Genomic DNA, 21,790 nt, shown 5'->3' on the forward strand with positions numbered 1-21,790 from the left:
GCACCGTGCAAGCACTCTAGCAGCTTGGTATACCAATCAAAGGCCCCTGCCGGGAGGCCCACCCCTCCTCGACGACACCCGTCGCGGTGAGAGGATGGCCTGGACATGACGACCGCTCCGCACTCGACCCGCACCACCAACCTCGAGGGCGCGGCCCGCGCCGCGATCGCGGGCGGCGTCCCGCTCGCGCTGCTCATCGGACTCGGGATGCCGCAGTACGCCGCGTTCGCGATGTTCGCCGGCTTCACCGCGATCTTCGGCGCGACCGAGCCCTACCGGCAGCGTGCCGTGACCACCGGGGTCGCCGGCGCGCTGCAGGTCGTGTGCATGGCCGCGGGCATCGCGGTGTCACTCCTCGGCGCGCCGCTGTGGTTGCAGGGCGCGGGGCTCGTCCTGGTGCTCGTCGTCGCGGTCGCCACGCTCAGCGCACTCCGGACGATCCCCGCGCAGCCGATCTTCCCGGTCTTCGCGTTCGTCGTGTCCGCCCTCGTCCCGGTGCGCACGGGCGACCTGCCGCTCGTCGCCACGATCATCCTCGGCTCGGTCGTCTGGGCGTGGCTGGTCGCGATGTCCGGAGCCGCCTTCCGTCGCGTCCTGCACCCGCACGCGCCGCACCGGTTCCGTCCGCTCGCTGCCCGGAAGCACCGGTCCCTCGCGGTCCTCGGCACCTCGGCGCTCTGGGAGACCATCGCGCTCAACGTCCTCGGCGCACTCGTCGCCGGCGCCGTCGCCGAGGTCCTGCCCGGACTCGGACACCCCTACTGGGCCGTGATCGCCGTGGTGTCGACGCTGCCCGCGCTCCGGCAGCGCCACACGGTCTCCCGCGCCGTGCAGCGTGTCGTCGGCACCGTCGGCGGCACCGTCGTCGCGGTCGGCATCCTGCTGCTCGAGCCCTCGGCCTGGTGGATCGTCGTGATCGCCGTGGTCGGGCAGTTCATGGCGGAGGTCTTCGTCGCCCGGAACTACGCCGTCTGCCTGCTCTTCCTCACGCCCCTCGCCCTCGCGGTGTCGTGGCTGAGCCTCCCCGAGGCGCCCGGGCTCCTCGCCCTCGACCGGATCGGGCAGACCCTGCTCGGCGCCGTCGTCAGCGTCTGCCTCCTCGCCGTGGGACGGGTCGTCGAGCGGCGTCGAGGACGCGCGCTCGGCGCGACCAGCAGCATCCGGACCGTCTGAGGGACGCTCGCGGTGCGGACGAGCCGCAGCGGGCCTCCCGTCCGGATCGCTCGTGCCAGCCGGGAAGCCCGCCCCCGTCGGCCGCGTCCGGCACCCTGGGTGCATGGACGAGACCTACACACTGCTCCCGACGGCCCCACCGCTCGACGACTACCTGCGCCTGCGTCGCGACTCCGGCTTGACGCCCGTCACCGCGGAGCAGGGCGCACCGGCCGTCGTCGGCGCTTGGTCGGCTTGTCACGTCGTCGACGGAGCGGGCACACCCGTCGCGATGGGACGGGTGATCGGCGACGGCGGGTGGTACTTCCACGTCGTCGACATCGCCACCGACCCGACACACCAGCGCCAGGGGCTCGGTCGAGCCGTGGTGGAGTGGCTCCTGGCCGACATCGGCGACCGCGCGCCCGCGGGCGCCTACGTCTCGCTCATCGGGGACCCGCCCGGACAGCGGCTGTACCGGTCACTCGGGTTCGACGACGTGGCGCCGAGCCTCGGCATGGGGATGGTGCTCGGCGCCGGGGCCTGAACCGACCCTCAGGACGGCGTGATGTTCCAGGCGTCGATGACCGGTCGACCGTGCTCGTACCCGAGTGTGCTGACCGTGGCCGTGCCGAGCTTCAGCACCGCGCCGTCCTGCGGAGCCAGCCGGATCCAGGCGGCGCCGAGTGCGCGCAGCACGTGCCCGTGCGCGACGAAGATGGCGTCCTGCCCCTCGGCCAGGACGGGTCTGGCGCGGTTGATCACGCGCTCGACGCGGACGCGCACCTCGGCGGCGTTCTCACCGGGCGTGTCGCCGGCCGGGACCCCGTCGGTCCAGAGGTCCCACGGCCCGTGCCGCTGGACCTTGATCTGCGGCGTCGTCAGCCCCTCGTACGCGCCGTAGTCCCACTCGTACAGGTCCTCGTCGAGTTCCGGGTCGACGCCGACGATGCGGGCGGTCTCGCGGGCGCGGGCGAGCGGACTGGAGAGTGCCAGCGCGAAGTCACGGTCCGCCAGGAACCGACCGGCGCGCTCGGCCTGGGCCACGCCGTTCTCCGTCAGCGGGATGTCGGTGCGGCCGGTGTGCTGCCCGCTCTTCGACCACTCCGTCTCTCCGTGGCGGACGAGGACGAGTTCGCCGGGGCGTTCCGAGGTCATGGGTTCCTTCCGAGCTGGAGGCCGAGCGCAGCGGCGCCGACCGAGACGACGAGCATCCCGAGGCCGTTCAGGACGGCGAGCCGGGTCTTGCCGGATCGGAGGAGCTGCACGGTCTCGACGCTCGCCGTCGAGAACGTCGTGTACCCACCCATCATGCCCGTCCCCACCACAGCGACCATCGGGGCAGCGATCGCACCGGACTCCCCGAGGCCCGTGACGAACCCGAGGACGAGTGATCCGGTGACGTTGATCAGCAGCGTGCCGATGGGGAAACGCGTCACCCGGGCCTTGAGGAACCCGTCGAGGACGAACCGGAGCGCTGCGCCGACGCCGCCGCCGACCGCGACCAGCAGGAGGGTGAGGGCGGTCACCGCGCTGCTCGCTTCGAGAGCGCGCCCGCGACCGCGAGCCCGGCGACCACCGCCGCGAGCCCGAGCACGACCGACAGCAGCGCGTACCCGCTCCCGGCAGCCCAGCGTCCGACGTCGAGTAGCCGTGCGGTGTCGTCGGCCAGCGTGCTGTACGTCGTGAACCCGCCGAGCACACCCGTGCCGACGAACAGCCGCAGTGCTCGACGTCGTCCGACGTCCGGCCCCCGGCGGGCGAGGGCGTCGAGCAGCAGGCCGAGGCAGAACGCGCCGACGACGTTGATCGCGAGGACCGTCCAGCTGATGCCGTCGACGGCAGGCAGCGCCTGGGCGAGCACGGCCCGGACCGCGGTGCCGATCGCGCCGCCGAGCGCCACGAGGGCGATGAGGGACCAGCGGGTGTGTGGCGGCGGGTCCAGCGCAGGACGACCTCCGCCTGCTTCGTCCGTGTCCCGCATGAGTCTCCGCTCGCCGACCTGCCGACGCGATGGTACCGCCGGCTCTCGCACTCTCGGGCGGATCCATCCCGTTCATCTGCTCTTGTCGTATTATCAATGTACGTATTGAGGAGCCGATGATGCTGTACCAGTCGACGTTCGAAGACCTCCGGTCCCGCATCCGGTCCGGAGAGTTCCCCGTGGGGGCGCGCCTGCCGTCCGAAGCCGACCTCCTGGCGCACTACGACATCAGCGCGATCACGCTGCGGCGAGCGCTCGACATGCTCCGCGAGGACGGGTACGTCGCCCGGCGACCACGGGTCGGCACGACCGTCGTGAGCACCGAGCCGACGGCACGTCTCCGGCCGACCGACCGGATCGACGTCGGGGTGGTCCTCACCAACTTCGACGACACCTTCGGCACCCGGGTCCTCGAGGGCATGCTCGACGAGGCCGGCACCGACACCGACGTGATCGTCAAGCGCACCCACGGTGACCACGATGCCGAGGATGCGGCGATCCGCGCGCTGGCGGCACGGGTACAGGGCTTGGTCGTGCTGCCGAGCAGCTCCGAGTTCATCCCACCGGGGGTCCTCGAGCTCCTGCCCACGGGGTTCCCCGTCGTGATCCTCGACCGTCGGTACGAGGGCATCCCGGTGTCGGACATCTCCACGGACAACATCGGTGCCGGTGCTGCAGCGACGGAGCACCTGTTCGGCCTCGGGCACCGGCGGGTGGCCCTCGTCACATCGGACAGCCGGGTGACGTCCAACGACGACCGTCGCCGCGGCTGGGTCGGTGCGCACGCCCGGAACGACAAGGCGCTCGACGACGCGCTGGCGTTCCACGACGTCGAGTCGACACTGCCGGGGTCGACGGACCGCCCGGAGGACGACGTCGCTCGGCTCGTCGCGTTCGTCGAGGCCCACCCCGAGGCGACGGCGTTCGTCGCAGGCGAGTACAACATCGCGCTGCTGCTCCGGGACGCTCTGGAGCAGGTGGGCAAGCGGGTTCCCGACGACGTCTCCATCGTCTGCTTCGACCACCCGGATGCGACCTTCGACCGCCAGCTGTTCCGGTTCACGCACATCGCGCAGGACCAGCCCGGGGTCGGACGTCAGGCGGTGGCCCAGGTGCTGCGGCAGGCACGAGGCGAGAGCGGGTCCCGGAAGATCCTCGTGCCTGCGCAGCTGGTGACCGGCGCGTCGACTGCGCAGCCGCCTACTGGTCGAGTCGGGCGCGCAACTCGGTCGCCATCGCGGCGCTGAGCTGCGTCGAGTACGGCACCGCGCCGACGGGATGCTCGGTCCAGTCGTTGGCGGCAGGCCGGTCGAGCTCCTCCGGGAACGCCCCCCAAAGCGCGTCGGTGCTGGCACGGACGAACGCCGTCAGGGCGACGCGGTCGGCGTCCCCGTCCGGCAGCCGCTCCAGGAGGAGCCCGAGGTACCGGTAGTACACGCCCTTGAACAGGCCCTCGTCGCCGCCGTCGCCCTCCTGGCGGAAGACGACACCGTCGGACAGCTCGGTGACCGCGGTCCGTGCGGTCCGGACTGCGACGGCGAGCAGGTCGACGTCCGGTCGGCGATCGGCCAGCTCGACAGCGGCCCCGACGTACAGCCCCTGGTTGTAGGTGAACCGCCACTGCGTGTCCACCCTGCCGTCGCCCTCCCGGTTGACCCCGTCCTCGACGAACCCGTCGGCGGCGTCGACGAGGTGGTCGGTCAGCCAGTCGAACGCCGTCTCCGCGTGCTGCAGGAACCGGCCGTCACCGGTGATCCGGTGCAGCCGTGCGCCGAGGATGACGAGCGGTCCGTTGGCCGGGGTGTTCTTGTACGCGAGCTGCTGCCTGCGCCACGCCAGGCTCGTCCCGCCGGTGTCGTTCCAGCCGTGCTCCACCACGTGGTCGAACAGGGCGACGGTGTCGTCGAGGTACTGCTGCTCCCCGGTTGCACCGTGCAGCCGCAGGGTCGCGAGGGCGAACCAGAGCATGTCGTCGAAGTAGTCGTTGAACAGCGAGCCGCCGTTCCGCTCGACGATGTTCCGGTGCACTGCCCGCGCCTGCTCGAGTCGAACTGGGTCGCCGCTGCGCTCGAACGCGTCGAGACGGACGTCCATGAGGTGCGCGAGCCACCAGTAGTTGAACGTGCTGTCGTCAGCTTCCTGCACCGGCCACGAGTTGTGGAGGTACTGCGGCCACGGCGCTCCGTAGAGGCGCTCGATGCTGTCCTGCATGCGGTCGGCGCGGTCCGCCCAGACGCCGGTCATCGTGTCGGTCACTTGCGGTTCTCCTGGAGGATGCGGTCGCCCTGCTTCGCAGCCTGGGCGAGTGTCTGCTCGGCAGACAGCTGGCCGGACATGAACTTCTCGAGCGCCGGGGTGAGTGCCTTGCCCTCGACGTCGCTGTACCCGGGGACGTCGGGCCGCACGGTGGCGTAGTCGAGCGTCTTGACGAAGCCGGCGTACCGCGGGTCGTCGGTGAAGAACGGGTCGTTGGCGGAGGACCGGTTGGCTGGGATCCACCCGGAGACCTTGGCGAAGTCGACACCGTTCTCGGGCTTCGTCGCCCACCACTTCTCGAACGCCCAGGCGCCGTCGGACTGCTGCGCGCCGGTCGGGATCACGAGACCGAACCCGCCCATCACGGCACCTTTCTGGCCGCTCGGTCCGGCGACCGGTTCGGTCACGCCCCACTTGAGGCCATCGGCCTTCTCGAGGTTCGGCACGTCCCACGGTCCGTCGTACTTCATGGCTGCCTGGCCCGCCGCGAAGACGTCGTTGCTGTCGCCGAAGCCGTTCGTGTACACGCCGTCGTCCGTCAGGCTCTTCCAGAAGTCGAGTACTTCGACGCCTTCGGGGCTGTTGAACGCGGTCTTCGTGCCGTCCTTGTTGAGGAGTCGCCCGCCGGCCTGCTGGAGCCACATCGAGAACAGACCGGGGTCGTTGAGCATGAACCCGGATTGCTGCAGCTTCCCGCCCTTCGTGACGGTGAGCTCTCGCGCGTCGGTCTTGAGTTCGTCCCACGTCGTCGGCGGCGTGAGTCCGGCCTTCGCGAACAGGTCTTCGTTGTAGACGAGGGACCGGTTGTCGACCAGGAGCGGCAGGCCGTAGAGCTTGCCGTCGTGCCGCATCTCGGACAGTGCCTGCGGGTAGAACTCCTCGGTGTCGACGCCGTCTTCCTCGACCCGGTCGTCGATCGCCTGCAACGCGCCCTTCGGTGCGTAGAGGGACGTCTGGTACCGGTCCCAGAGCACGAGATCGGGGACCTTCCCGCCGGCGATCGCGGTGAGCAGCTTCTGCTCCACGAGTTCCTGCGGGACGTACTTCACCGTGTACTTCGTCTGCGCCTTGTTGAAGGCACTGGTCATGGTGTTGATCTGATCGACCTGGTCACCGGACCAGGAGCCCCACATGGTGACTTCTTGCCGGCCGCCGGCACCCGTGGCACTGGAGGAACCGGACGAGCAACCGGTGAGGACGAGCGCGGCGGCAGCGAGTGCCGCGGCCGCGCCGAGGAAGTGACGTGACTTCATTGTCGTGTGCTTTCTGGTGTGCGGGGCGCGGCGGGCGTGCCGACTCCCCGGGGTGGATGAGGGGACTACTTGGTGCCGGCGTGCGCGATGCCCTCGATGATCCAGCGCTGGGCGAGGATGAACACGACCAGGACGGGGAGCATCGTGATGATCGTCCCGGCCATCAACGGGCCGTAGTTCGTCGTGTAGTTGTTGACGAAGCCGGCGAGCCCGACCTGGACGGTCATCATCTTCGGGTCGTTGAGCACGATCAGCGGCCAGAGGAAGTTGTTCCAGCCGGCCTGGAAGCTGAGCAGGCCGAGGACGGCGAGCCCGGCCTTCGTGAGCGGGAAGTAGATCACCGCGAAGATCCGGAACTCGCCGGCACCGTCGATCCGCGCGGCCTCCCCGAGTTCGTCCGGCAGTGTCTCGAAGAACTGCTTCATGAAGAAGACCGCGAACGCACCCGCGGCTCCCGGGACGATGACTGCCCAGTACGTGTTGATGAGGCCGAGTCCGCCGTTGCCGCCGAAGTCGTTGCCGCCGAGCAGCGGGAAGTGCCGGAGGATCAGGAACGTCGGGATCATCGTGACGATGCTCGGGACCATGAGCGACGACAGGAAGGTGATGAACACCGCGTGGCGTCCGGCGAACCGCAGCTTCGCGAGGGCGTACCCGGCGAGGGAGCCGAAGAACAGGTTGGCGACGGCCCCTCCGACGCCGAGGACGAGCGAGTTGACGAAGTACCGGCCGTACGGGACAGTCGTCACGGCTTGCACGAAGTTGTCGACCGTCGGGCGCTGTGGGATGAGGGACAGCGAGTGGGCGAGGATCTCGCCGGCGGGCTTGAGCGATGTCGCGAGTGTCCAGATCAGCGGTGCGACGGTGACGAGGCTGACGAGGCAGACACCGATCCACCAGGCGGTCGTCTTCGTCCGGCGGACGGCAGCGGCCCGTCGTCGGAGCTGCTGTCCCTCGCGGCTCGGGGCACTGGCGGATCCGGTCGGAGTGGCGGTCGCGGTCATCGTTCGGAGTCCCTGTTGGTGAGGCGGGCGTTGACGAGGGAGAACGCGAGGATGATCACGAACAGGATGAACGACAGCGCGGAGGCGTAGCCCATCTGCAGGGACCCGAACCCGCGATCGTAGATGTAGTAGACGATCGTCACGGTCGAGTTGCCGGGACCGCCCTTCGTCAGGACGTACGCCTGGTCGAACACCTGGAAGGCGTTGATGATGAGCAGCGTCGACACCAGGAACGTCGTGCGGCGGATGCTCGGCAGCACGACGTACCGGAAGACCTGCCATGCGTTGGCGCCGTCGAGTCGTGCTGCTTCGCGGAGGTCCGGCGAGACGCCCTGCAGCCCGCCGAGGAAGATCATCATGTTCCCGCCGAAGCCGGCCCAGACGCTCATCATGACGATCGCGAACATCGCCCAGTGTGAGTCGTAGAGCCAGGCGGGTCCGTTGATGCCGAACCAGCCGAGCGCCTCGTTGAGCAGACCGTGTTGCGGGTTGAGCACCCAGTACCAGATCGTCGCGGTCGCCACGGTGGACGAGACGACCGGGATGTAGAACAGCGTGCGGAAGACGCGCGCGCTCCGGGCGCTCCGGTTCAGCAGCAGTGCGGTGGCCATCGCGATGACCAGGCCGAGCGGCACGTACAGCACTGTGTAGAGCACCGTGTTGCGGAGCGAGATCCAGAAGAACGGGTCGGAGGCGATGTGGACGTAGTTGTCGAAACCGGTCCAGGTGAGGGGCCCGATGACGGCGTAGTCGCTGAGGCTCACGACAGCCGCGATGACGACCGGGAGCGCCGTGAACAGCAGGAAGAGCGCACCCGGCAGTGCGAGGAACACCCAGGCCGCGCGGTTCTGCTGCTTGCGCGTCGCACTGACGCCGCTTCCCCGCTCGGTCCGGCGCCGCTTCCGAGGTGTGGAATCGAGGGCGCCGTCGGCTTCACCCGCGACGACGGCCTGCTCCTCGGGGGTCGTCACGACGCTCATCGGGTGCTCCGTTCCGGGACCGGTGCCGGAGCGCTGCGCAAGCCGGCGAGGTCGAGCACGAACTCGCAGAACATCGCGTTCGCCCAGGAGAACCAGGGACGGGTGTACGTGGTCGCGTCGTCGACGTCGAAGGACTCGTGCATGAGCCCCGTCCCTGCGTGTGTGGCGCACAGCTGCTGCAGGAGGTGGCCCCGTTCCTCGGCGTCGGTGGCGGTGAGCCCCTGGACGGCGAGTGCGATCGGCCACACGTTGCGCCCGGGGGTGTGCGGGCTGCCGATGCCACTGCCCGTCGCACCGCTGAACCAGTACGGGTTCGTGGGCGAGAGCACCGCGGCACGGGTGCGCCGGTAGAGCGCGTCGTCACGGTCGCACCAGCCGAGCATCGGCAGGGACAGCAGGCTCGGGACGTTCGCGTCGTCCATGAGCAGGGCGTCACCGGTGCCGTCGACCTCGTAGGCCAGGACGACGCCGTGGTCCGGGTGGTCGACGACGCCGTGAGTCCGGATGGCGTCGTCGATCTCGTCGGCGAGGGCCGTTGCCCGCCGAGCCAGCTGCGCGTCGTCGAGCACCGCGGTGGCGAGCACGGCGACGTGTCGCAGCTCGGTGACGGCGAAGGCGTTCCCCGGGATGTTGAAGCCCAGCGTCGTCGCGTCATCGCTCGGTCGGAACGCGCTCCAGGTGAGGCCGGTCCGGGCGGTGCGCGGGCCGCGGCCCTGGCGGACGAGGGTGTCGCTCGGCAGCAGCGGGTCGGGGCGTTCGAACCGGTACGGCGAGCCCGCCTCGTGGTCCTGCTCGACGGTCCACAACGCGATGGCCGCAGCAGCGACCTCGGCGAACCGGTCGAGGTGGTCGGTGCGCCCCGTGCGCTCCCAGAGGTCGTACGCCAGACGGATCGGGTAGCAGAGCGAGTCGATCTCGTACTTGCGCTCCCAGACCCACGGGTCCATCGCCGTGTCGTCGTCGGCGTGACCGGCGCCATCGGGGGCGCGATTGAAGGCGTTGGCGTAGGGATCGACGAGGACGTACTCGAGCTGCCGCCGCGACACCGACGCCATGGTGTCGGCCAGCGCTTCGTCCTCGGCGACGAAGTGCAGGTACGGCGTGAGCTGCGCGGTCGAGTCGCGCAGCCACATCGCCGGGATGTCGCCGGTGACCATGAAGGTCGTGCCGTCCGGCATGTCCGTCATCGTCGTCGACAGCGTGTTCGCGAAGCAGCTCGCGAACACCGCGCCGACGTCGGACCCCATCCGGTCCTCGACCTGCCGGGCGACCCTGCCCACGAGGTCTGCATGTATCTGAGCCACGTTGCTCCCTTGACTTTCGCTGGTACTGCTCCAACTATATTGATTGGCCTAATCCACGCAAGAAGTAGTTCAAGTATACTTTTTGCGCCTGCACCGGGCAGGGCGGATCGAGGGTCGGATCAAAGGAGATCCCGTGCAGCACAGACTCGTCAGCCTGCTCGTGGCCGGTGCCGTCGCGTCGGCCACGCTCACCGGCGTGGGCATCGCAACCGACCCTGGCCGAGCCTCCGCCCTGACCACCACCCAGGCGACCGACGCGTACGACGCGTTCGTCGCCACCTACTGGGACGCGGACGCGAAGTACTTCACCACCTACAGTGACCGCCAGGTCCACCAGGAGCACGCGGTCGGACCGCAGGGTGGGCTCTACACGGACTACTGGTGGGAGGCCCAGAACTGGGAGGCGGTGATGGACCGCTACGAACGCACCCACGACGCGGCGAGTCGGCAGATGATCGACGACGTCTTCGACGGCTGGCAGGCGGCGTACCCGGACTTCCGGCAGAACGACTGGAACGACGACATGGGCTGGTGGGCCCGTGGCGCGGTCCGCGCGTACGAACTGACCGGGGAACAGCGGTTCCTCGACGAATCGGAGGAGGTCTTCGGCTTCATCGCGCAGTACGAGGACACGACGTACGGCGGTGGCATCTGGTGGAAGAACGTCGACGTCGGTGACGGCAGCAAGAACGAGAAGAACGTGGCGACGAACGGCACCGCCGTGCAGACCGCGCTCCGGCTGTACGCGGCGACCGGCGACACGACCTACCGGGACACGGCCGAGCGGCTCTTCGCCTGGCTGCAGACCGACTTCGACCGGAACGGGCACATCCGCGACCACGTCAGCGGCACCGGGCAGTTCACCGACTACGACTGGACGTACAACCAGGGCCAGTACGCCGGCGCCGCCCTGCAGATGTACCTGCTCACGAACGACCAGCAGTACCTGACCGACGCCACCCGTGCCGTGGACTGGGCGGTGGCGAACCTGACCGTCGCCGGTACCTTCATCAACGAGGGCTCGAGCGACACGCAGGGGTTCAAGGCCATCCTCACCCGGGACATCCGAGACCTGATCGACGACGCCGGACAGACCCAGTACGAGTCGGTCCTCACCGCGAACGCATCGCAGGCAGCGGCACACGTCTCACTCGAGGGCATCGGCGGACCGGACTGGACCGCCCCGACCCCGTCGACCAGCACCACCCCGCAACAGTCCCTCGCAGCGTCGGCCACCGTGGCGATCGTGCAGCAGGCGACACCGGACGGCTCGACCGCGGTGGAGCAGGGTGACGGCGTGTACCAGGCGGAGAACATGGACCACCCGGGCATCCCGACCGAAGCGACCGGTACCGGACACACCGGGCGCGGCTACCTGGCCGGGTGGAACACCGCAGGTACCGCCGCGACGGCGCACGTCAACGTCGCGAGCGCCGGGACACACAGCGTGACACTCCGGTACGCGGCCGCAGCGGGGACCGCGACGCGCATCGTCCGCGTGGGCAGCGGGACCGCGACCACCGTGACCCTGCCGGCGACGGGATCGTGGTCGACGTGGAGCACGGTCACGTTGCCCGTGCAGCTGACAGCAGGGTCGAACGCCCTGTCGATCGCCGTGCCCGCCAGCAACGGGAACTACGTCAACCTCGACTCGGTGTCCGTCTCACTCTGAACGACAGTGCGACGGCGACGGCGACACGGCCGCCACCAGGACGACGAAGGCCCCCACCCTGGTGGGTGGGGGCCTTCGAGCGTGGTGACCCCAGCGGGATTCGAACCCGCGTTACCGCCGTGAGAGGGCAGCGTACTAGGCCGCTATACGATGGGGCCGCGGCGATGTCCCGGATCGGGACGCGTGTCGGTTCGGCTTGTCACTCGTGGTGACCCCAGCGGGATTCGAACCCGCGTTACCGCCGTGAGAGGGCGGCGTACTAGGCCACTGTACGATGGGGCCGTTCCGACAACTCGACAAGTATGGCACAGGGTGTGAGCGAGCGCCAAAACGCCCGGGTCCGCGCCGGTGTGTCGCCATACCGACCAGGGCACACGGAGGGTCGGCATACGGTGGGTCGATGACGGTGCGCATCGGCCTGTCCGGCTGGCAGTACGACTCGTGGCGCGGTGACTTCTACCCCGCCGCGCTCGCCAAGCGGCGCTGGCTCGAGCACGTCGGCACGCACTTCCCGACGGTCGAGGTCAACGGCTCCTTCTACTCGCTGCAGCGTCCGTCGCGGTACCGGGCCTGGCGTGCAGCGGTCTCCGAGGACTTCCGCTTCGCGCTGAAGGGCGGCAGGTACCTGACGCACATGCTCCGGCTGCGGAACGTCGACACGGCGCTGGCGAACTTCTTCGCCTCCGGGCCGCTGGAGCTCGGTCCGACCCTCGGTCCGGTGCTCTGGCAACTTCCCGAGCACGTCGTCCCGACGCCTGACGTGCTCGACGCTTTCCTCGCCCTGCTGCCCGCCACCCACGGCGAGGCCGCCGCCCTCGCCGCCGGGCACGACGCGAAGGTCGTCGATCCGTCGACCACGGCGGAGGACCCGGCACTGCCGGTCCACCACGTCCTGGAGGTCCGCTCCCCCGACGCCACCACCCCGGACCACCTCGCCGTCCTCCGCACACACCGCACCGCGCTCGTCGATTCGCACGCGGGCGACTTCCCCCGCCTGGTCCACGACACCGACGCGCCGCTCGCGTACCTCCGGCTCCACGGCGCGCCGCACACGTACCACGACGGCTACGGCCGGGAGGCCCTGCTCACCTGGGCGGACACGGTCCGGCACCACGTCACCGCCGGACGCGACGTCTGGGTCTACTTCGACAACGACGCGGAACGCCACGCCCCGTGGGACGCACTCGAGCTCGGCGGACTGCTCGGGCTACCGACCCTCAGACGGTGAACGACTCCCCCGGTGCGAGCACGACGACCTCGCCCGCGGGCTCGACGACCTGCCGGATCCGGTCCGTGTGCCCCGCGAACCCGATGTCGGACAGCGTGGCCTCGTGGATCGGGATCGCCCGTCGTGGGGCGACGGCGAGCAGGTGGTCCATCAGCTCACCGATCTTCAGCCAGGGCGCCCCGACCGGTGCCGCGAACACCTCCACGGGTGCTCCGGGGTCGATGTAGGCGTCACCCGGGTGGAACAGCGTGCTGTTGACGAACACCCCGGTGTTGTCGACAACCGGCACGGACGAGTGGATCAGCTGGTGCCGCGTGCCGTGGAACGACAGGGTGAAGGCCCCGACGGTCCGGGTGTCACCATCCGTCACGACGTCCACCTCGACGGCCGCCGCCAGCGCCGACGCGACCCCGGCCGGGCCGAACACCGGGATGCCCGGGTTCCGGTCCAGGATCCGGTCGAGCTGCTCGGCCGTGCCGTGGTCCGGGTGCTCGTGGGTCACGACGACGGCGACGACACCGCTCACCTCGACCGGGCGCGTGTAGGCGCCGGGGTCGATGACCAGGCGGTCGCCGTCCTGCTCGACGACGAGACAGGCGTGCTCGAGCTTCGTGACCAGCATTCGACCGAGGCTACGCCGGCCACCCCGACGCCGACCAGCCGAAGCCGACCCCCGGATGCCGGTCACGGGACGCCCGCCACCGGTTGCTCGATGCGGGACGCTCGCCCGCCGGGCGACCCGGTCACCGGCACGGCCGCGTGGTCGTCTGCCGCACCACCAGCCGCACGGCGGACGGCGCGAGGGGCCCCGGGGACGCACCCTGGGCCTCCAGGACGACCGCCCGTGCGGCCACGCGACCCTGCGCCTCCGGGTCCTGCGCGACCGTCGTGAGGCCGAGGACCTCGCCGTACTCGTGCCCGTCGACGCCGGTGACGGACACGTCCCGCGGCACGTCGAGCCCGAGCCGGTGTGCGGCGACCACGACGCCGAGCGCCATCTCGTCCGAGGCGCAGACCACCGCGGTCGGCCGGTCCGGGGCCGCGACGTCGAGCAGCGCGGTCCCCGCCGCGACCCCGCCGGCGAACGAGAACCGACCGTCGGCGTACCAGTCGCGACGGACCGCGGCACCAGCGCGCGCCATGGCCTCGGTGAACCCGTCCCGGCGTCGGTGGGGCACGGCGACGCTGAGGCCGGCCTCGTCCTGCCCGCCGACGTAGGCGACCTCGCGGTGTCCCAGTCCGGTGAGGTGGACGACCGCCAGGGCAGCCACCTCGTGGTCGTCGACACCGACGTTCCGTAGGTCGTGCGCCGGCCCGCCGATCACGATCGTCGGCAGCTCGCTGACCTGCAGCTCGCGACGTTCGGTCTCGTCGAGGACCAGCGACATCAGCACCAGCGCATCGACGCGCTGTCGCAGCATCGCGCGCCGGAACGCCCGATGCCGATCACCCCCCGGTCCGCCGAGGTTGTAGAGGACGAGGTCGTAGCCGGCGGCTCGGAGTTCAGCGTCGACGCCGCCCAGGGCCTTGGCCGTGAACCAGCGGTCGATCACCGGCAGGACGACACCGACTGCACGCTGGCGACCGGTGGCCAGGCCCGCCGCCGCCGAGCTCGGGACGTACCCGAGCTCGTCGGCGACCCGGCGGACCTGGTCGATCGTCGTCCCTGCCACCGTCGGCAGACCGCGGAGCGCTCGCGAGACCGTCGCCTTCGACAGCCCGGTCGCCTGCGCGATCTCCTGGATCCCCACGGGATCGTCCCGGGAGGCCCGTCAGCGCCCGGCCGCGCGCGTCGCGACCACCGGCTGGTCCGCCTGGTCCGCCTGGGCAGCGGTGTCGGTCCGCCGGAGCACCCGTCGTCGCCACCGGTCCAGGAAGACGATGGCCACGACGGTCCCGAGCAGCGTGAGGGCCCACCCGAGCGCGGGCCGCCCGGTGAGCTCGCAGAAGACGGTGACGCCGAAGAACAGCAGCCCGAAGCACCCGACGAACCCGATGGCCTCCTCGATCCGGGACGTGGGCCGGAGCGGTGCGCGCTGTGCCACGGTCAGCCCTTCACGCCACCGGCGGTGAGACCGGCCACGATGCGTCGCTGGAACACGAGCACCAGGATGACGAGCGGGATCGTGACGATCGTGCCCGCCGCCATCACCGCGGTGTACGGCTCCTGGTGCGGCTGCGACCCGGCGAAGGACGCGATCGCGACCGTGACCGGCTGGGTGGCGTCGCTCGAGAGCTGGGACGAGATGAGGTACTCGTTCCAGGACGAGATGAACGCCAGGATCGCGGTCGTGAACACGGCCGGTGCGGCCAGCGGCAGGATGATCCGTCGGAACGCCTGGACGCGGGTGCAACCGTCGATGCGGGCGGCCTCCTCGAGGTCCCACGGCATCTCCCGGAAGAACGACGCCAGTGTGTAGACCGTCAGTGGCAGCACGAACGAGATGCTCGGCAGGATCAGCGCCTGGTAGCTGCCCATCCACCCGATGTCGGTGAACAGCTGGAACAGCGGCGAGATCAGCGCGACGCCCGGGAACATCGACGCGGCGAGGATCGCGCCGGCGATCAGGGACTTGCCGCGGAACTCGAGCCGGGCCAGCGCGTAGGCGGCGGTCGTACCGACGAGCAGGGCGATGATCGTGACGACGGCACCGATGAACACACTGTTGAGCAGCGCGCGTCCGAGGTGGTTGCCGAGCGCCGTCGAGAACGCCGTGGCGTAGTTGTCGAGCGTCACGTGGGTGAAGAACGGCGTCGGGTCGAACGTGTAGCCGACGTCGCGGAAGGACGTGACGATCATCCAGTAGAACGGCAGCAGGCACCACAGGGCGATGACGGCGGCCTGGATGCCGGTGCGGAGCTTCGGCCCCGCGTGGCGCTTCACCCGGACATCGCCGCGTGCGCCAGCACGTTCGGCGGGAATGTGGAGACGGTCTGCTGCGAGGGTCACTTGAGCTCGCCCTTCTGCTGTGCTGCCTGGGTCTGCACGACGTTCGCGCCGAGGAACCGGACGAAGATGAACGCGACGACGAAGATGACCACGAACGTGATGGTGGACAGTGCCGAGGCGGAGTTGAAGCCCTGCCGGATCTGGTCGACGACCAGCACGGACAGCGAGACGGTGGCGTTCCCGGAACCACCACCACCACCGGTCATGATCGCGATGAGGTCGTAGATCCGGAGGGCGTCGAGCACGCGGAACAGGATCGCGACCATCAGCGCCGGCTTCACGAGCGGCAGGGTGATGTTGACGAACCGCTGCATGGTCGAGGCGCCGTCCATCTTCCCGGCCTCGTAGACCTCGTCCGGGATCAGCTGCAACCCGGCGAGGATGAGCAGCGCCATGAACGGCGTGGTCTTCCAGGTGTCGGCGATGATGATGGCGAAGCGGGAGGCCCACTCGTCGGAGAACCAGAGGACCTGGTGGCCGATGACGTGGTTGAGCACACCGTTCGCGTCGAAGATGAAGTACCAGAGCTTCGCGGTGACGGCGGTCGGGATGGCCCACGGGATGAGGATCGCGGCACGGACGAGGGCGCGGCCCTTGAAGTCGCGGTTCATGATGATGGCCATCCAGAGCCCGATGACGGTCTCGAGCGCCACGGTCACGACCGTGAAGAAGAACGTGTTGCCGAACGCCGTCCAGAACTGGGAGCCGAGGTTGCCGGGCGGGCAGGCGGCGGTGCCGCACTGCTGTCCGAGCCAGTGCACGTAGTTCGTGACGCCGGCGAAGCCGCCCTCGACGAACAGGCCGGTGGCCTTGTCCAGTCCCTGGTCGAGTTGGAACGACTGGATGACCGCACTGACGACCGGGTAGCCGATGACGATCGCCAGGAGCACGAGCGTGGGGCCGATGAGGTACACGGCCCACCGACCGTGGTCGGCGTTGAGCCCGCCCTTGCGCCGCTTCGGCGGCTCCATCCCCTGGGGTTCGGGGATCGCTGCGGGGATCTCGGTTGCTGCTGACACGTCACGGCCTCCTTGCCGGTGTCGGGAACGCACAGAGGGAGGACGGGAGGACCGTGGTCGCGTGACCACGACCCTCCCGTCAGCGGGCGGCCTGAGCCGCCCTCGGTGTCAGTTGCCGCCGTCGGTCGCCGACGTGAGGGCCGCCTGCATGTCCTGCATGGCGGCGTCGACGGACTTGGACCCCTTGAGCGCGGCGTAGGTGTTGTCCTGGATCGCCTTGGTCACGGCCGGGTAGAACGGCGTCACCGGACGCGGCTCCGCGGACTTGATCGACTCGAGGAGCGTCGGGAGGTACGGCAGCTTCGCCGTGAGCTCCTCGTCCGTGTACAGGTCACCGACGACCGGGGCGAGCGAGCCCTGGGTCGCGAAGAACTTCTGCGTGTCGTTGGAGATGAGGAACTCGAGGAAGTCGTGCGCGGTGGCCTTGTGCTTCGAGTAGACGCTGATCGCGGCGTTGTGACCACCGAGGGTCGAGGCGCCGACGCCGTCGGCCCCCGGGATCGGGGCGATGCCGAAGGTGTCCTTCACCTTGCTGGAGCCGTCGGTCTTCGCGAGGCTGTACACGTACGGCCAGTTGCGCAGGAACAGGAGCTTGCCGTCCTCGAACGCCTGACGGCCCTGCTCCTCCTGGTAGGTGATCGCTTCCTTCGGGATGTTGCCGTTCTCGAAGGCGTCGACGAGCTTCTGCAGGCCGGCCTTCGCGTCGGAGGTGTCGACGTCCGGCTTGCCGCTGCCGTTGAGGACCGCGCCGCCCGCGCCGTTGATCGCCTCGGAGGCGTTGACGGTCAGCCCCTCGTACTTCGCGAACTGCCCCGCGTAGCAGCCGATGCCGGCGTCCTTCGCGATCGAGCAGTCCTGCATCATCTCGTCCCACGTCGTCGGCGGGGTCTTCACGAGGTCCTTGCGGTAGTACAGCAGGGCGCCGTCGGAGGTCTGTGGTGCCGCGTAGAGCGTGTCGTTGTACGTCGCGGTCTTGACCGTCGACGGCAGGAGCTTCGACGTGTCGATCGCCATGTCGCCGGTGAGCGGCGTGAGCCAGCTCTTCGCGGCGAACTCGGCGGTCCACACCACGTCGACGTCGACCACGTCGTAGTTGTCGTCCTTCGCCTGGAAGTGCTGCACCAGGTCGTCGTGCTGCTGGTCTGCCTGGTCGGACTGCTCCTTGAAGGTGACCTTCTCGTCCGGGTGGGCCTTGTTCCACTTGGCGATCAGCGGGCGGACGACGTTCGAGTTGTCCTTGCCCTGCACGTAGGTGATCGGTCCGCGGCTGTCCTGGCCGCCCTTCGCGTCGTCCGAGGCCGAACTCCCGCTCGAGCAGCTCGCGAGCAGCAGGCCGACGACCGCGATCCCTGCGATCGAGGCCACGCGGCCCTTCGCACGTGTGTTCTTCACAGCGTTGTCTCCTCATCGAGATCACCAGGAGCGTCGCCGGACCGTGCCCGGCGACGCTGCACTGGAGCAGGCGACGCTGCCTGCTGAGCGAGGACGCTACGCCCCGGACGGGGGTCGTGCAACCGGTTGCACCAGCACCGTGACCGGAGCGTTACACAGCCGTCGAAGTGCTCCAGCCACCTGCGGCTGCCGGCGCATCAGGCGCCTGTCGGCGGCAGGGTCTCCTGCGCCAGGTGTGCCTGCTGGGCACGCTCGCTGTCGGCGATGAAGCGCTCGGCACCCTCACGGGGCATCGAGGACTGGCCGCCGCAGTACGCGCACTGCAGCACGTACCGTCCGTGCCCGAACGGGAACACCGGCACGAAGAACAGCGTGAACCAGGTCCGCAGTCGGTGCAGGCGCTGCGCTGCGGTCGACCCGCAGAGGGTGCAGGCGAAGAACAGCACCCCGGCGAGGGCGGAACGTGTGCGGCTGCCGAAGATGATCATGGGGCCCCCTGCTCGTGGCGCGCCCGAACGGTGTCCGGGCGTGGCGGCGCGGTGTCCAGCCTCGTCCGACGACGATAGCCCACAGTCGGGGAGCCGGAGCCGGTGCGCGCGACCCCGAGCGGGCCGCCCCGAGACGACGAAAGCCCCCGGTCTCCCGGGGGCTTTCGTGTGTCCAACTGCTGGGGTACCTGGACTCGAACCAAGAACGACGGTACCAGAAACCGCTGTGTTGCCAATTACACCATACCCCAAAGGCCTTGCAGCCCTGCGCCCCGTTGTCCGGGGCACGATCAACTACTGTACAGCATCCCGGAGGTCTCCGAGACCACCGACCAGGTCACGGTGCACGGCCGCCGCGGTCGACGCACCGTGTCCGGCCGCGACGATGAGCTGCTCGGGCCCCGGCGGGGTGACGTCCCCGACCGCGTACAGTCCGGGGAGGTTCGACCGACCGAGCCGGTCCACCCGCACGAAGCCCAGCTCGTCGCGGTCGAGGTCCGCGTCGACCCAGTCCAGGTCCGCGTGCCACTCGGGCCGGACGAAGGCGCCCGAACGCGGTACCACGTCCCCGTCGGCCAGCCGCACCCCGGTCATGCCGCTCCGGTCACCCTCCAGGTCCGCCACCGGACGCTCGTCGATGCGGATACCGGCCGCGACCAGGCGTGCACGCCCGGTCTTGGACACCGGAGCCACCCCGTTCGTGAAGACGACGAGGTCGTCGGTCCACGACCCGACGAGCAGAGCGCGGTCGACCACGTCGTCGGTCTCGCCGATGAACGCCAGCGGCGCTCCGGCCTTGTCGTACCCGTCGCACTCCACGCAGCTGTGGACGTCGGTGCCGTAGAACGCCCGGAGCGACGGCAGTGCGGGGAACGACTCACGGAGGCCCGTGGCGATCACCACGGCACGGGCGGTGGCCACCACCTCGGCGCCACGCCAGGTGCCGTGCACGTTCCAGGCGCCGTCGGTCTGCCAGACCCGGTCGACGACGGCCTGCGTGACCGTCGCCTCCGGGTACCCGGCGACCTCGTCCCGCCCGAGCTTCCGCAGCTCGAGGGGCGAGATGCCGTCACGTGTGATGAACCCGTGCGACCGGAGGGTCGCGGCGTTCCGCGGGCGGTTCGCGTCGAGGAGCAGCACCGTGCGTCTCGCGCGCACCAGGTTCAGCGCAGCGCTGAGCCCCGCGGGACCCGCGCCGATGACGACGACGTCGACCACGGACGTCAGCGTGCCGCGAGGGAACGGAGACGCGCGAGCGTGGACTGCTTGCCGAGGATCTCCATCGACTCGAAGAGCGGCGGGCTGATCCGACGACCGGACACCGCGACGCGCAGCGGACCGAACGCCACCCGGGGCTTCAGCTCGAGGCCGTCGATGAGCGCCGTCCGGAGGGACTGCTCGATGGCGGCCGTGGACCAGTCGTCGAGCTGCTCGAGTGCGGTGATGCCGGCCTGGAGCACCGGGGCCGGGTCACCCTTGAGGGATGCGAGGGCGTCGTCCTCGACCACCAGGTCGTCGTCGGAGGTGAACAGGAAGCCGAGCATCGCGGGTGCCTCGCTGAGCAGCTGCATGCGCTCCTGGACCAGCGGGGCCGCGAGCTCGAGCACGCGCTCCTGCTCGGCCGTCGCCGGCTCGTCGAGGAACTCCGTGAGGTAGGGCTGAAGCCGGCCACGGAAGTCAGCGGGATCGAGCAGGCGGATGTGGTCGCCGTTGATCGACTCGGCCTTCTTGTGGTCGAAGCGCGCCGGGTTCGGGTTCACGTCCGTGACCTCGAACGCCGCGATCATCTCGTCGATCGAGAAGACGTCGCGGTCGGGGCCGATCGACCACCCGAGCAGCGCCAGGTAGTTCACGAGTCCTTCGGGCACCATGCCGTTCGACCGGTGGTGGAAGAGGTTCGACTCGGGGTCCCGCTTCGAGAGCTTCTTGTTGCCCTCCCCCATCACGTACGGCAGGTGGCCGAACTGCGGGATGAACCGGGCGAGACCGATCTCGTGGAGCGCCTCGTACAGCGCGATCTGCCGCGGCGTCGACGACAGCAGGTCCTCGCCGCGGAGGACGTGCGTGATCCCCATCAGCGCGTCGTCGAGGGGGTTCGTGAACGTGTAGAGCGGCTTGCCGTTCGGCCGCACCACGACGAAGTCCGGGAACGAGCCCTGCGGGAAGGTGATTTCACCGCGGACCAGGTCCTGGAAGCTGAGGTCGCGGTCCGGTACGCGCAGGCGCAGCGCCGGCGCACGGCCTTCGTCACGGAAGGCCTGGCGCTGGGCGTCCGTGAGGTCGCGCTCGTGGTTGTCGTAGCCCTGCTTCGGGTCACGACCGTTCGCGACGTTGCGGGCTTCCATCTCCTCGGGCGTGACGTACGACTCGTAGACGTGCCCCGCTGCGGTGAGCTGTGCGATGGCGTCCGCGTACACCTCGGCGCGCAGGGACTGCCGGTACGGGCCGTGGGGTCCGCCGACCTCGACGCCCTCGTCCCAGTCCAGCTGCAGCCACCGCAGTGCCTCGATGATCTGGGCGTAGGACTCCTCGCTGTCGCGGGCGGCATCGGTGTCCTCGATGCGGAACACCAGCTTGCCGCCCGTGTGGCGGGCGTAGGCCCAGTTGAACAGGGCGGTACGGACCAGGCCGACATGCGGCGTCCCGGTGGGCGACGGGCAGAACCGGACGCGGACGTCGGAACCGGTGGCAGAAGAGAATGGCGCTGTCATGACGCCCTGATCCTACCGCGACCTCCCGGCCGACTGGCGGGTGGCAATGGACAGCAGCTGGAATGCAGAAAACCCCTGACATGGGGAGCGGATGCTCCCCGTGTCAGGGGTTTTCATGAAAAGAAGTCCGGCGGCGTCCTACTCTCCCACAAGGTCCCCCTTGCAGTACCATCGGCGCTGAGAGGCTTAGCTTCCGGGTTCGGAATGTGACCGGGCGTTTCCCTCTCGCTATGACCACCGGAACACCATCGACCAGAACTGGTCTCAGACTGCTCCGCCGTAGCGGTATTCAGTTTGATTCCCGATCGTCTGTCGGGAACCACAAAGTGGACGCGAGCCCCAACCCCCGAAAGGGCCAGGAAAAAAGTGTGTGTCAAGTCTTCGGCTTATTAGTACC

Annotated in this window: 22 protein-coding genes, 3 tRNA genes, 1 rRNA gene and 1 pseudogene; 5 read left to right on the forward strand and 22 right to left on the reverse strand. The window is 69.5% G+C overall.

Features of this window, described 5'->3' with window-relative positions; genetic code table 11:
- Positions 1-105 precede the first annotated feature (105 nt).
- Together DEJ25_RS04295 and DEJ25_RS04300 are read left to right on the forward strand one after the other, a co-directional pair.
- Positions 106-1,173 carry an FUSC family protein gene (locus tag DEJ25_RS04295; RefSeq protein ID WP_111043875.1) on the forward strand — a complete coding sequence of 356 codons (1,068 nt, stop codon included), beginning with the start codon at positions 106-108 and terminating at the stop codon, positions 1,171-1,173.
- 103 nt (positions 1,174-1,276) lie between these two features.
- Positions 1,277-1,699, forward strand: a complete 423-nt coding sequence (locus DEJ25_RS04300; RefSeq protein ID WP_111043876.1) for a GNAT family N-acetyltransferase — start codon at positions 1,277-1,279, stop codon at positions 1,697-1,699.
- 8 nt (positions 1,700-1,707) lie between these two features.
- Here DEJ25_RS04300 and DEJ25_RS04305 read toward each other — a convergent pair whose 3' ends face one another.
- Genes DEJ25_RS04305 through DEJ25_RS04315 form a run of 3 tightly spaced genes read right to left on the reverse strand, consistent with a single transcriptional unit; the run spans position 1,708 to position 3,136 of the window.
- Positions 1,708-2,310 carry a histidine phosphatase family protein gene (locus DEJ25_RS04305; protein WP_110902017.1) on the reverse strand — a complete coding sequence of 201 codons (603 nt, stop codon included), beginning with the start codon at positions 2,308-2,310 and terminating at the stop codon, positions 1,708-1,710.
- Positions 2,307-2,681, reverse strand: a complete 375-nt coding sequence (gene crcB, locus DEJ25_RS04310; RefSeq protein ID WP_110902016.1) for a fluoride efflux transporter CrcB — start codon at positions 2,679-2,681, stop codon at positions 2,307-2,309. Before crcB ends, DEJ25_RS04305 begins: the two co-directional genes overlap by 4 nt.
- Complete coding sequence (locus DEJ25_RS04315) at positions 2,678-3,136, reverse strand: CrcB family protein (protein WP_111043877.1); 459 nt, start codon at positions 3,134-3,136, stop codon at positions 2,678-2,680. The genes crcB and DEJ25_RS04315 overlap by 4 nt, the downstream gene beginning before the upstream one ends.
- Positions 3,137-3,252: 116 nt before the next feature.
- Between DEJ25_RS04315 and DEJ25_RS04320 the strand changes: the two genes are divergently transcribed.
- Positions 3,253-4,383 (forward strand): GntR family transcriptional regulator, encoded by a 1,131-nt coding sequence (locus DEJ25_RS04320; RefSeq protein ID WP_181427342.1) that lies wholly within the window; start codon positions 3,253-3,255, stop codon positions 4,381-4,383.
- Here the strand turns inward: DEJ25_RS04320 and DEJ25_RS04325 are convergent.
- The 5 genes from DEJ25_RS04325 to DEJ25_RS04345 all read right to left on the reverse strand — a co-directional run bounded on the left by DEJ25_RS04325 (position 4,337) and on the right by DEJ25_RS04345 (position 9,933).
- Complete coding sequence (locus tag DEJ25_RS04325; protein WP_111043879.1) at positions 4,337-5,392, reverse strand: glycoside hydrolase family 76 protein; 1,056 nt, start codon at positions 5,390-5,392, stop codon at positions 4,337-4,339. The genes DEJ25_RS04320 and DEJ25_RS04325 overlap by 47 nt on opposite strands.
- Positions 5,389-6,645 carry an ABC transporter substrate-binding protein gene (locus tag DEJ25_RS04330; RefSeq protein ID WP_111043880.1) on the reverse strand — a complete coding sequence of 419 codons (1,257 nt, stop codon included), beginning with the start codon at positions 6,643-6,645 and terminating at the stop codon, positions 5,389-5,391. Before DEJ25_RS04330 ends, DEJ25_RS04325 begins: the two co-directional genes overlap by 4 nt.
- Positions 6,646-6,710: 65 nt before the next feature.
- Positions 6,711-7,649, reverse strand: a complete 939-nt coding sequence (locus tag DEJ25_RS04335) for a carbohydrate ABC transporter permease (RefSeq protein WP_111043881.1) — start codon at positions 7,647-7,649, stop codon at positions 6,711-6,713.
- The gene (locus DEJ25_RS04340) at positions 7,646-8,629 is read right to left on the reverse strand and encodes a carbohydrate ABC transporter permease (RefSeq protein ID WP_111043882.1); all 984 of its coding nucleotides are present in this window, start codon (positions 8,627-8,629) and stop codon (positions 7,646-7,648) included. Before DEJ25_RS04340 ends, DEJ25_RS04335 begins: the two co-directional genes overlap by 4 nt.
- Positions 8,626-9,933, reverse strand: a complete 1,308-nt coding sequence (locus tag DEJ25_RS04345) for a glycoside hydrolase family 125 protein (RefSeq protein WP_258366415.1) — start codon at positions 9,931-9,933, stop codon at positions 8,626-8,628. Before DEJ25_RS04345 ends, DEJ25_RS04340 begins: the two co-directional genes overlap by 4 nt.
- 133 nt (positions 9,934-10,066) lie before the next feature.
- Between DEJ25_RS04345 and DEJ25_RS04350 the strand changes: the two genes are divergently transcribed.
- On the forward strand, positions 10,067-11,605 hold the full coding sequence (locus tag DEJ25_RS04350) for a glycoside hydrolase family 76 protein (RefSeq protein WP_181427343.1): 1,539 nt from the start codon (positions 10,067-10,069) through the stop codon (positions 11,603-11,605).
- 82 nt (positions 11,606-11,687) lie between these two features.
- On the opposite strand, the gene DEJ25_RS04355 is transcribed toward DEJ25_RS04350, so the two are convergent.
- Both DEJ25_RS04355 and DEJ25_RS04360 read right to left on the reverse strand, forming a co-directional pair.
- Positions 11,688-11,763: transfer RNA gene (locus DEJ25_RS04355), tRNA-Glu, on the reverse strand.
- 48 nt (positions 11,764-11,811) lie between these two features.
- Positions 11,812-11,887: transfer RNA gene (locus tag DEJ25_RS04360), tRNA-Glu, on the reverse strand.
- Between the two features lie 118 nt (positions 11,888-12,005).
- Here DEJ25_RS04360 and DEJ25_RS04365 point away from each other — a divergent pair.
- A complete protein-coding gene (locus tag DEJ25_RS04365; protein ID WP_111043884.1) occupies positions 12,006-12,833 on the forward strand; it encodes a DUF72 domain-containing protein in 828 nt (275 codons plus the stop codon).
- Here the strand turns inward: DEJ25_RS04365 and DEJ25_RS04370 are convergent.
- The 12 genes and pseudogenes from DEJ25_RS04370 to rrf form a co-directional block, all read right to left on the reverse strand.
- Positions 12,823-13,455 carry an MBL fold metallo-hydrolase gene (locus DEJ25_RS04370; RefSeq protein ID WP_110902014.1) on the reverse strand — a complete coding sequence of 211 codons (633 nt, stop codon included), beginning with the start codon at positions 13,453-13,455 and terminating at the stop codon, positions 12,823-12,825. The two genes, DEJ25_RS04365 and DEJ25_RS04370, sit on opposite strands and share 11 nt — an antisense overlap.
- A gap of 121 nt (positions 13,456-13,576) precedes the next feature.
- Complete coding sequence (locus tag DEJ25_RS04375) at positions 13,577-14,428, reverse strand: LacI family DNA-binding transcriptional regulator (protein WP_258368653.1); 852 nt, start codon at positions 14,426-14,428, stop codon at positions 13,577-13,579.
- A gap of 27 nt (positions 14,429-14,455) precedes the next feature.
- Positions 14,456-14,587, reverse strand: a pseudogene (locus DEJ25_RS17115) (helix-turn-helix domain-containing protein); the annotation flags it as partial.
- A gap of 18 nt (positions 14,588-14,605) precedes the next feature.
- Entirely contained in the window at positions 14,606-14,878 is a 273-nt protein-coding gene (locus tag DEJ25_RS04380; protein ID WP_111043885.1) for a hypothetical protein, read from the reverse strand.
- Positions 14,879-14,880: 2 nt separating this feature from the next.
- On the reverse strand, positions 14,881-15,717 hold the full coding sequence (locus DEJ25_RS04385; protein ID WP_258366105.1) for a carbohydrate ABC transporter permease: 837 nt from the start codon (positions 15,715-15,717) through the stop codon (positions 14,881-14,883).
- Between the two features lie 62 nt (positions 15,718-15,779).
- On the reverse strand, positions 15,780-16,754 hold the full coding sequence (locus tag DEJ25_RS04390; RefSeq protein ID WP_110902011.1) for a carbohydrate ABC transporter permease: 975 nt from the start codon (positions 16,752-16,754) through the stop codon (positions 15,780-15,782).
- A gap of 156 nt (positions 16,755-16,910) precedes the next feature.
- Complete coding sequence (locus tag DEJ25_RS04395; RefSeq protein WP_110902010.1) at positions 16,911-18,194, reverse strand: ABC transporter substrate-binding protein; 1,284 nt, start codon at positions 18,192-18,194, stop codon at positions 16,911-16,913.
- Positions 18,195-18,391: 197 nt separating this feature from the next.
- Entirely contained in the window at positions 18,392-18,682 is a 291-nt protein-coding gene (locus DEJ25_RS04400; protein WP_110902009.1) for a zinc ribbon domain-containing protein, read from the reverse strand.
- Positions 18,683-18,861: 179 nt separating this feature from the next.
- A tRNA-Gln gene (locus DEJ25_RS04405) sits at positions 18,862-18,933 on the reverse strand.
- 43 nt (positions 18,934-18,976) lie between these two features.
- A complete protein-coding gene (locus DEJ25_RS04410; protein WP_258366096.1) occupies positions 18,977-19,900 on the reverse strand; it encodes an NAD(P)/FAD-dependent oxidoreductase in 924 nt (307 codons plus the stop codon).
- A gap of 5 nt (positions 19,901-19,905) precedes the next feature.
- Complete coding sequence (gene gltX, locus DEJ25_RS04415) at positions 19,906-21,393, reverse strand: glutamate--tRNA ligase (protein WP_111043887.1); 1,488 nt, start codon at positions 21,391-21,393, stop codon at positions 19,906-19,908.
- A gap of 125 nt (positions 21,394-21,518) precedes the next feature.
- Positions 21,519-21,635, reverse strand: a 5S ribosomal RNA gene (gene rrf, locus DEJ25_RS04420).
- Positions 21,636-21,790 lie beyond the last annotated feature (155 nt).

Source organism: Curtobacterium sp. MCPF17_011, from assembly GCF_003234145.1.
In the GTDB taxonomy this organism is placed as follows: domain Bacteria; phylum Actinomycetota; class Actinomycetes; order Actinomycetales; family Microbacteriaceae; genus Curtobacterium.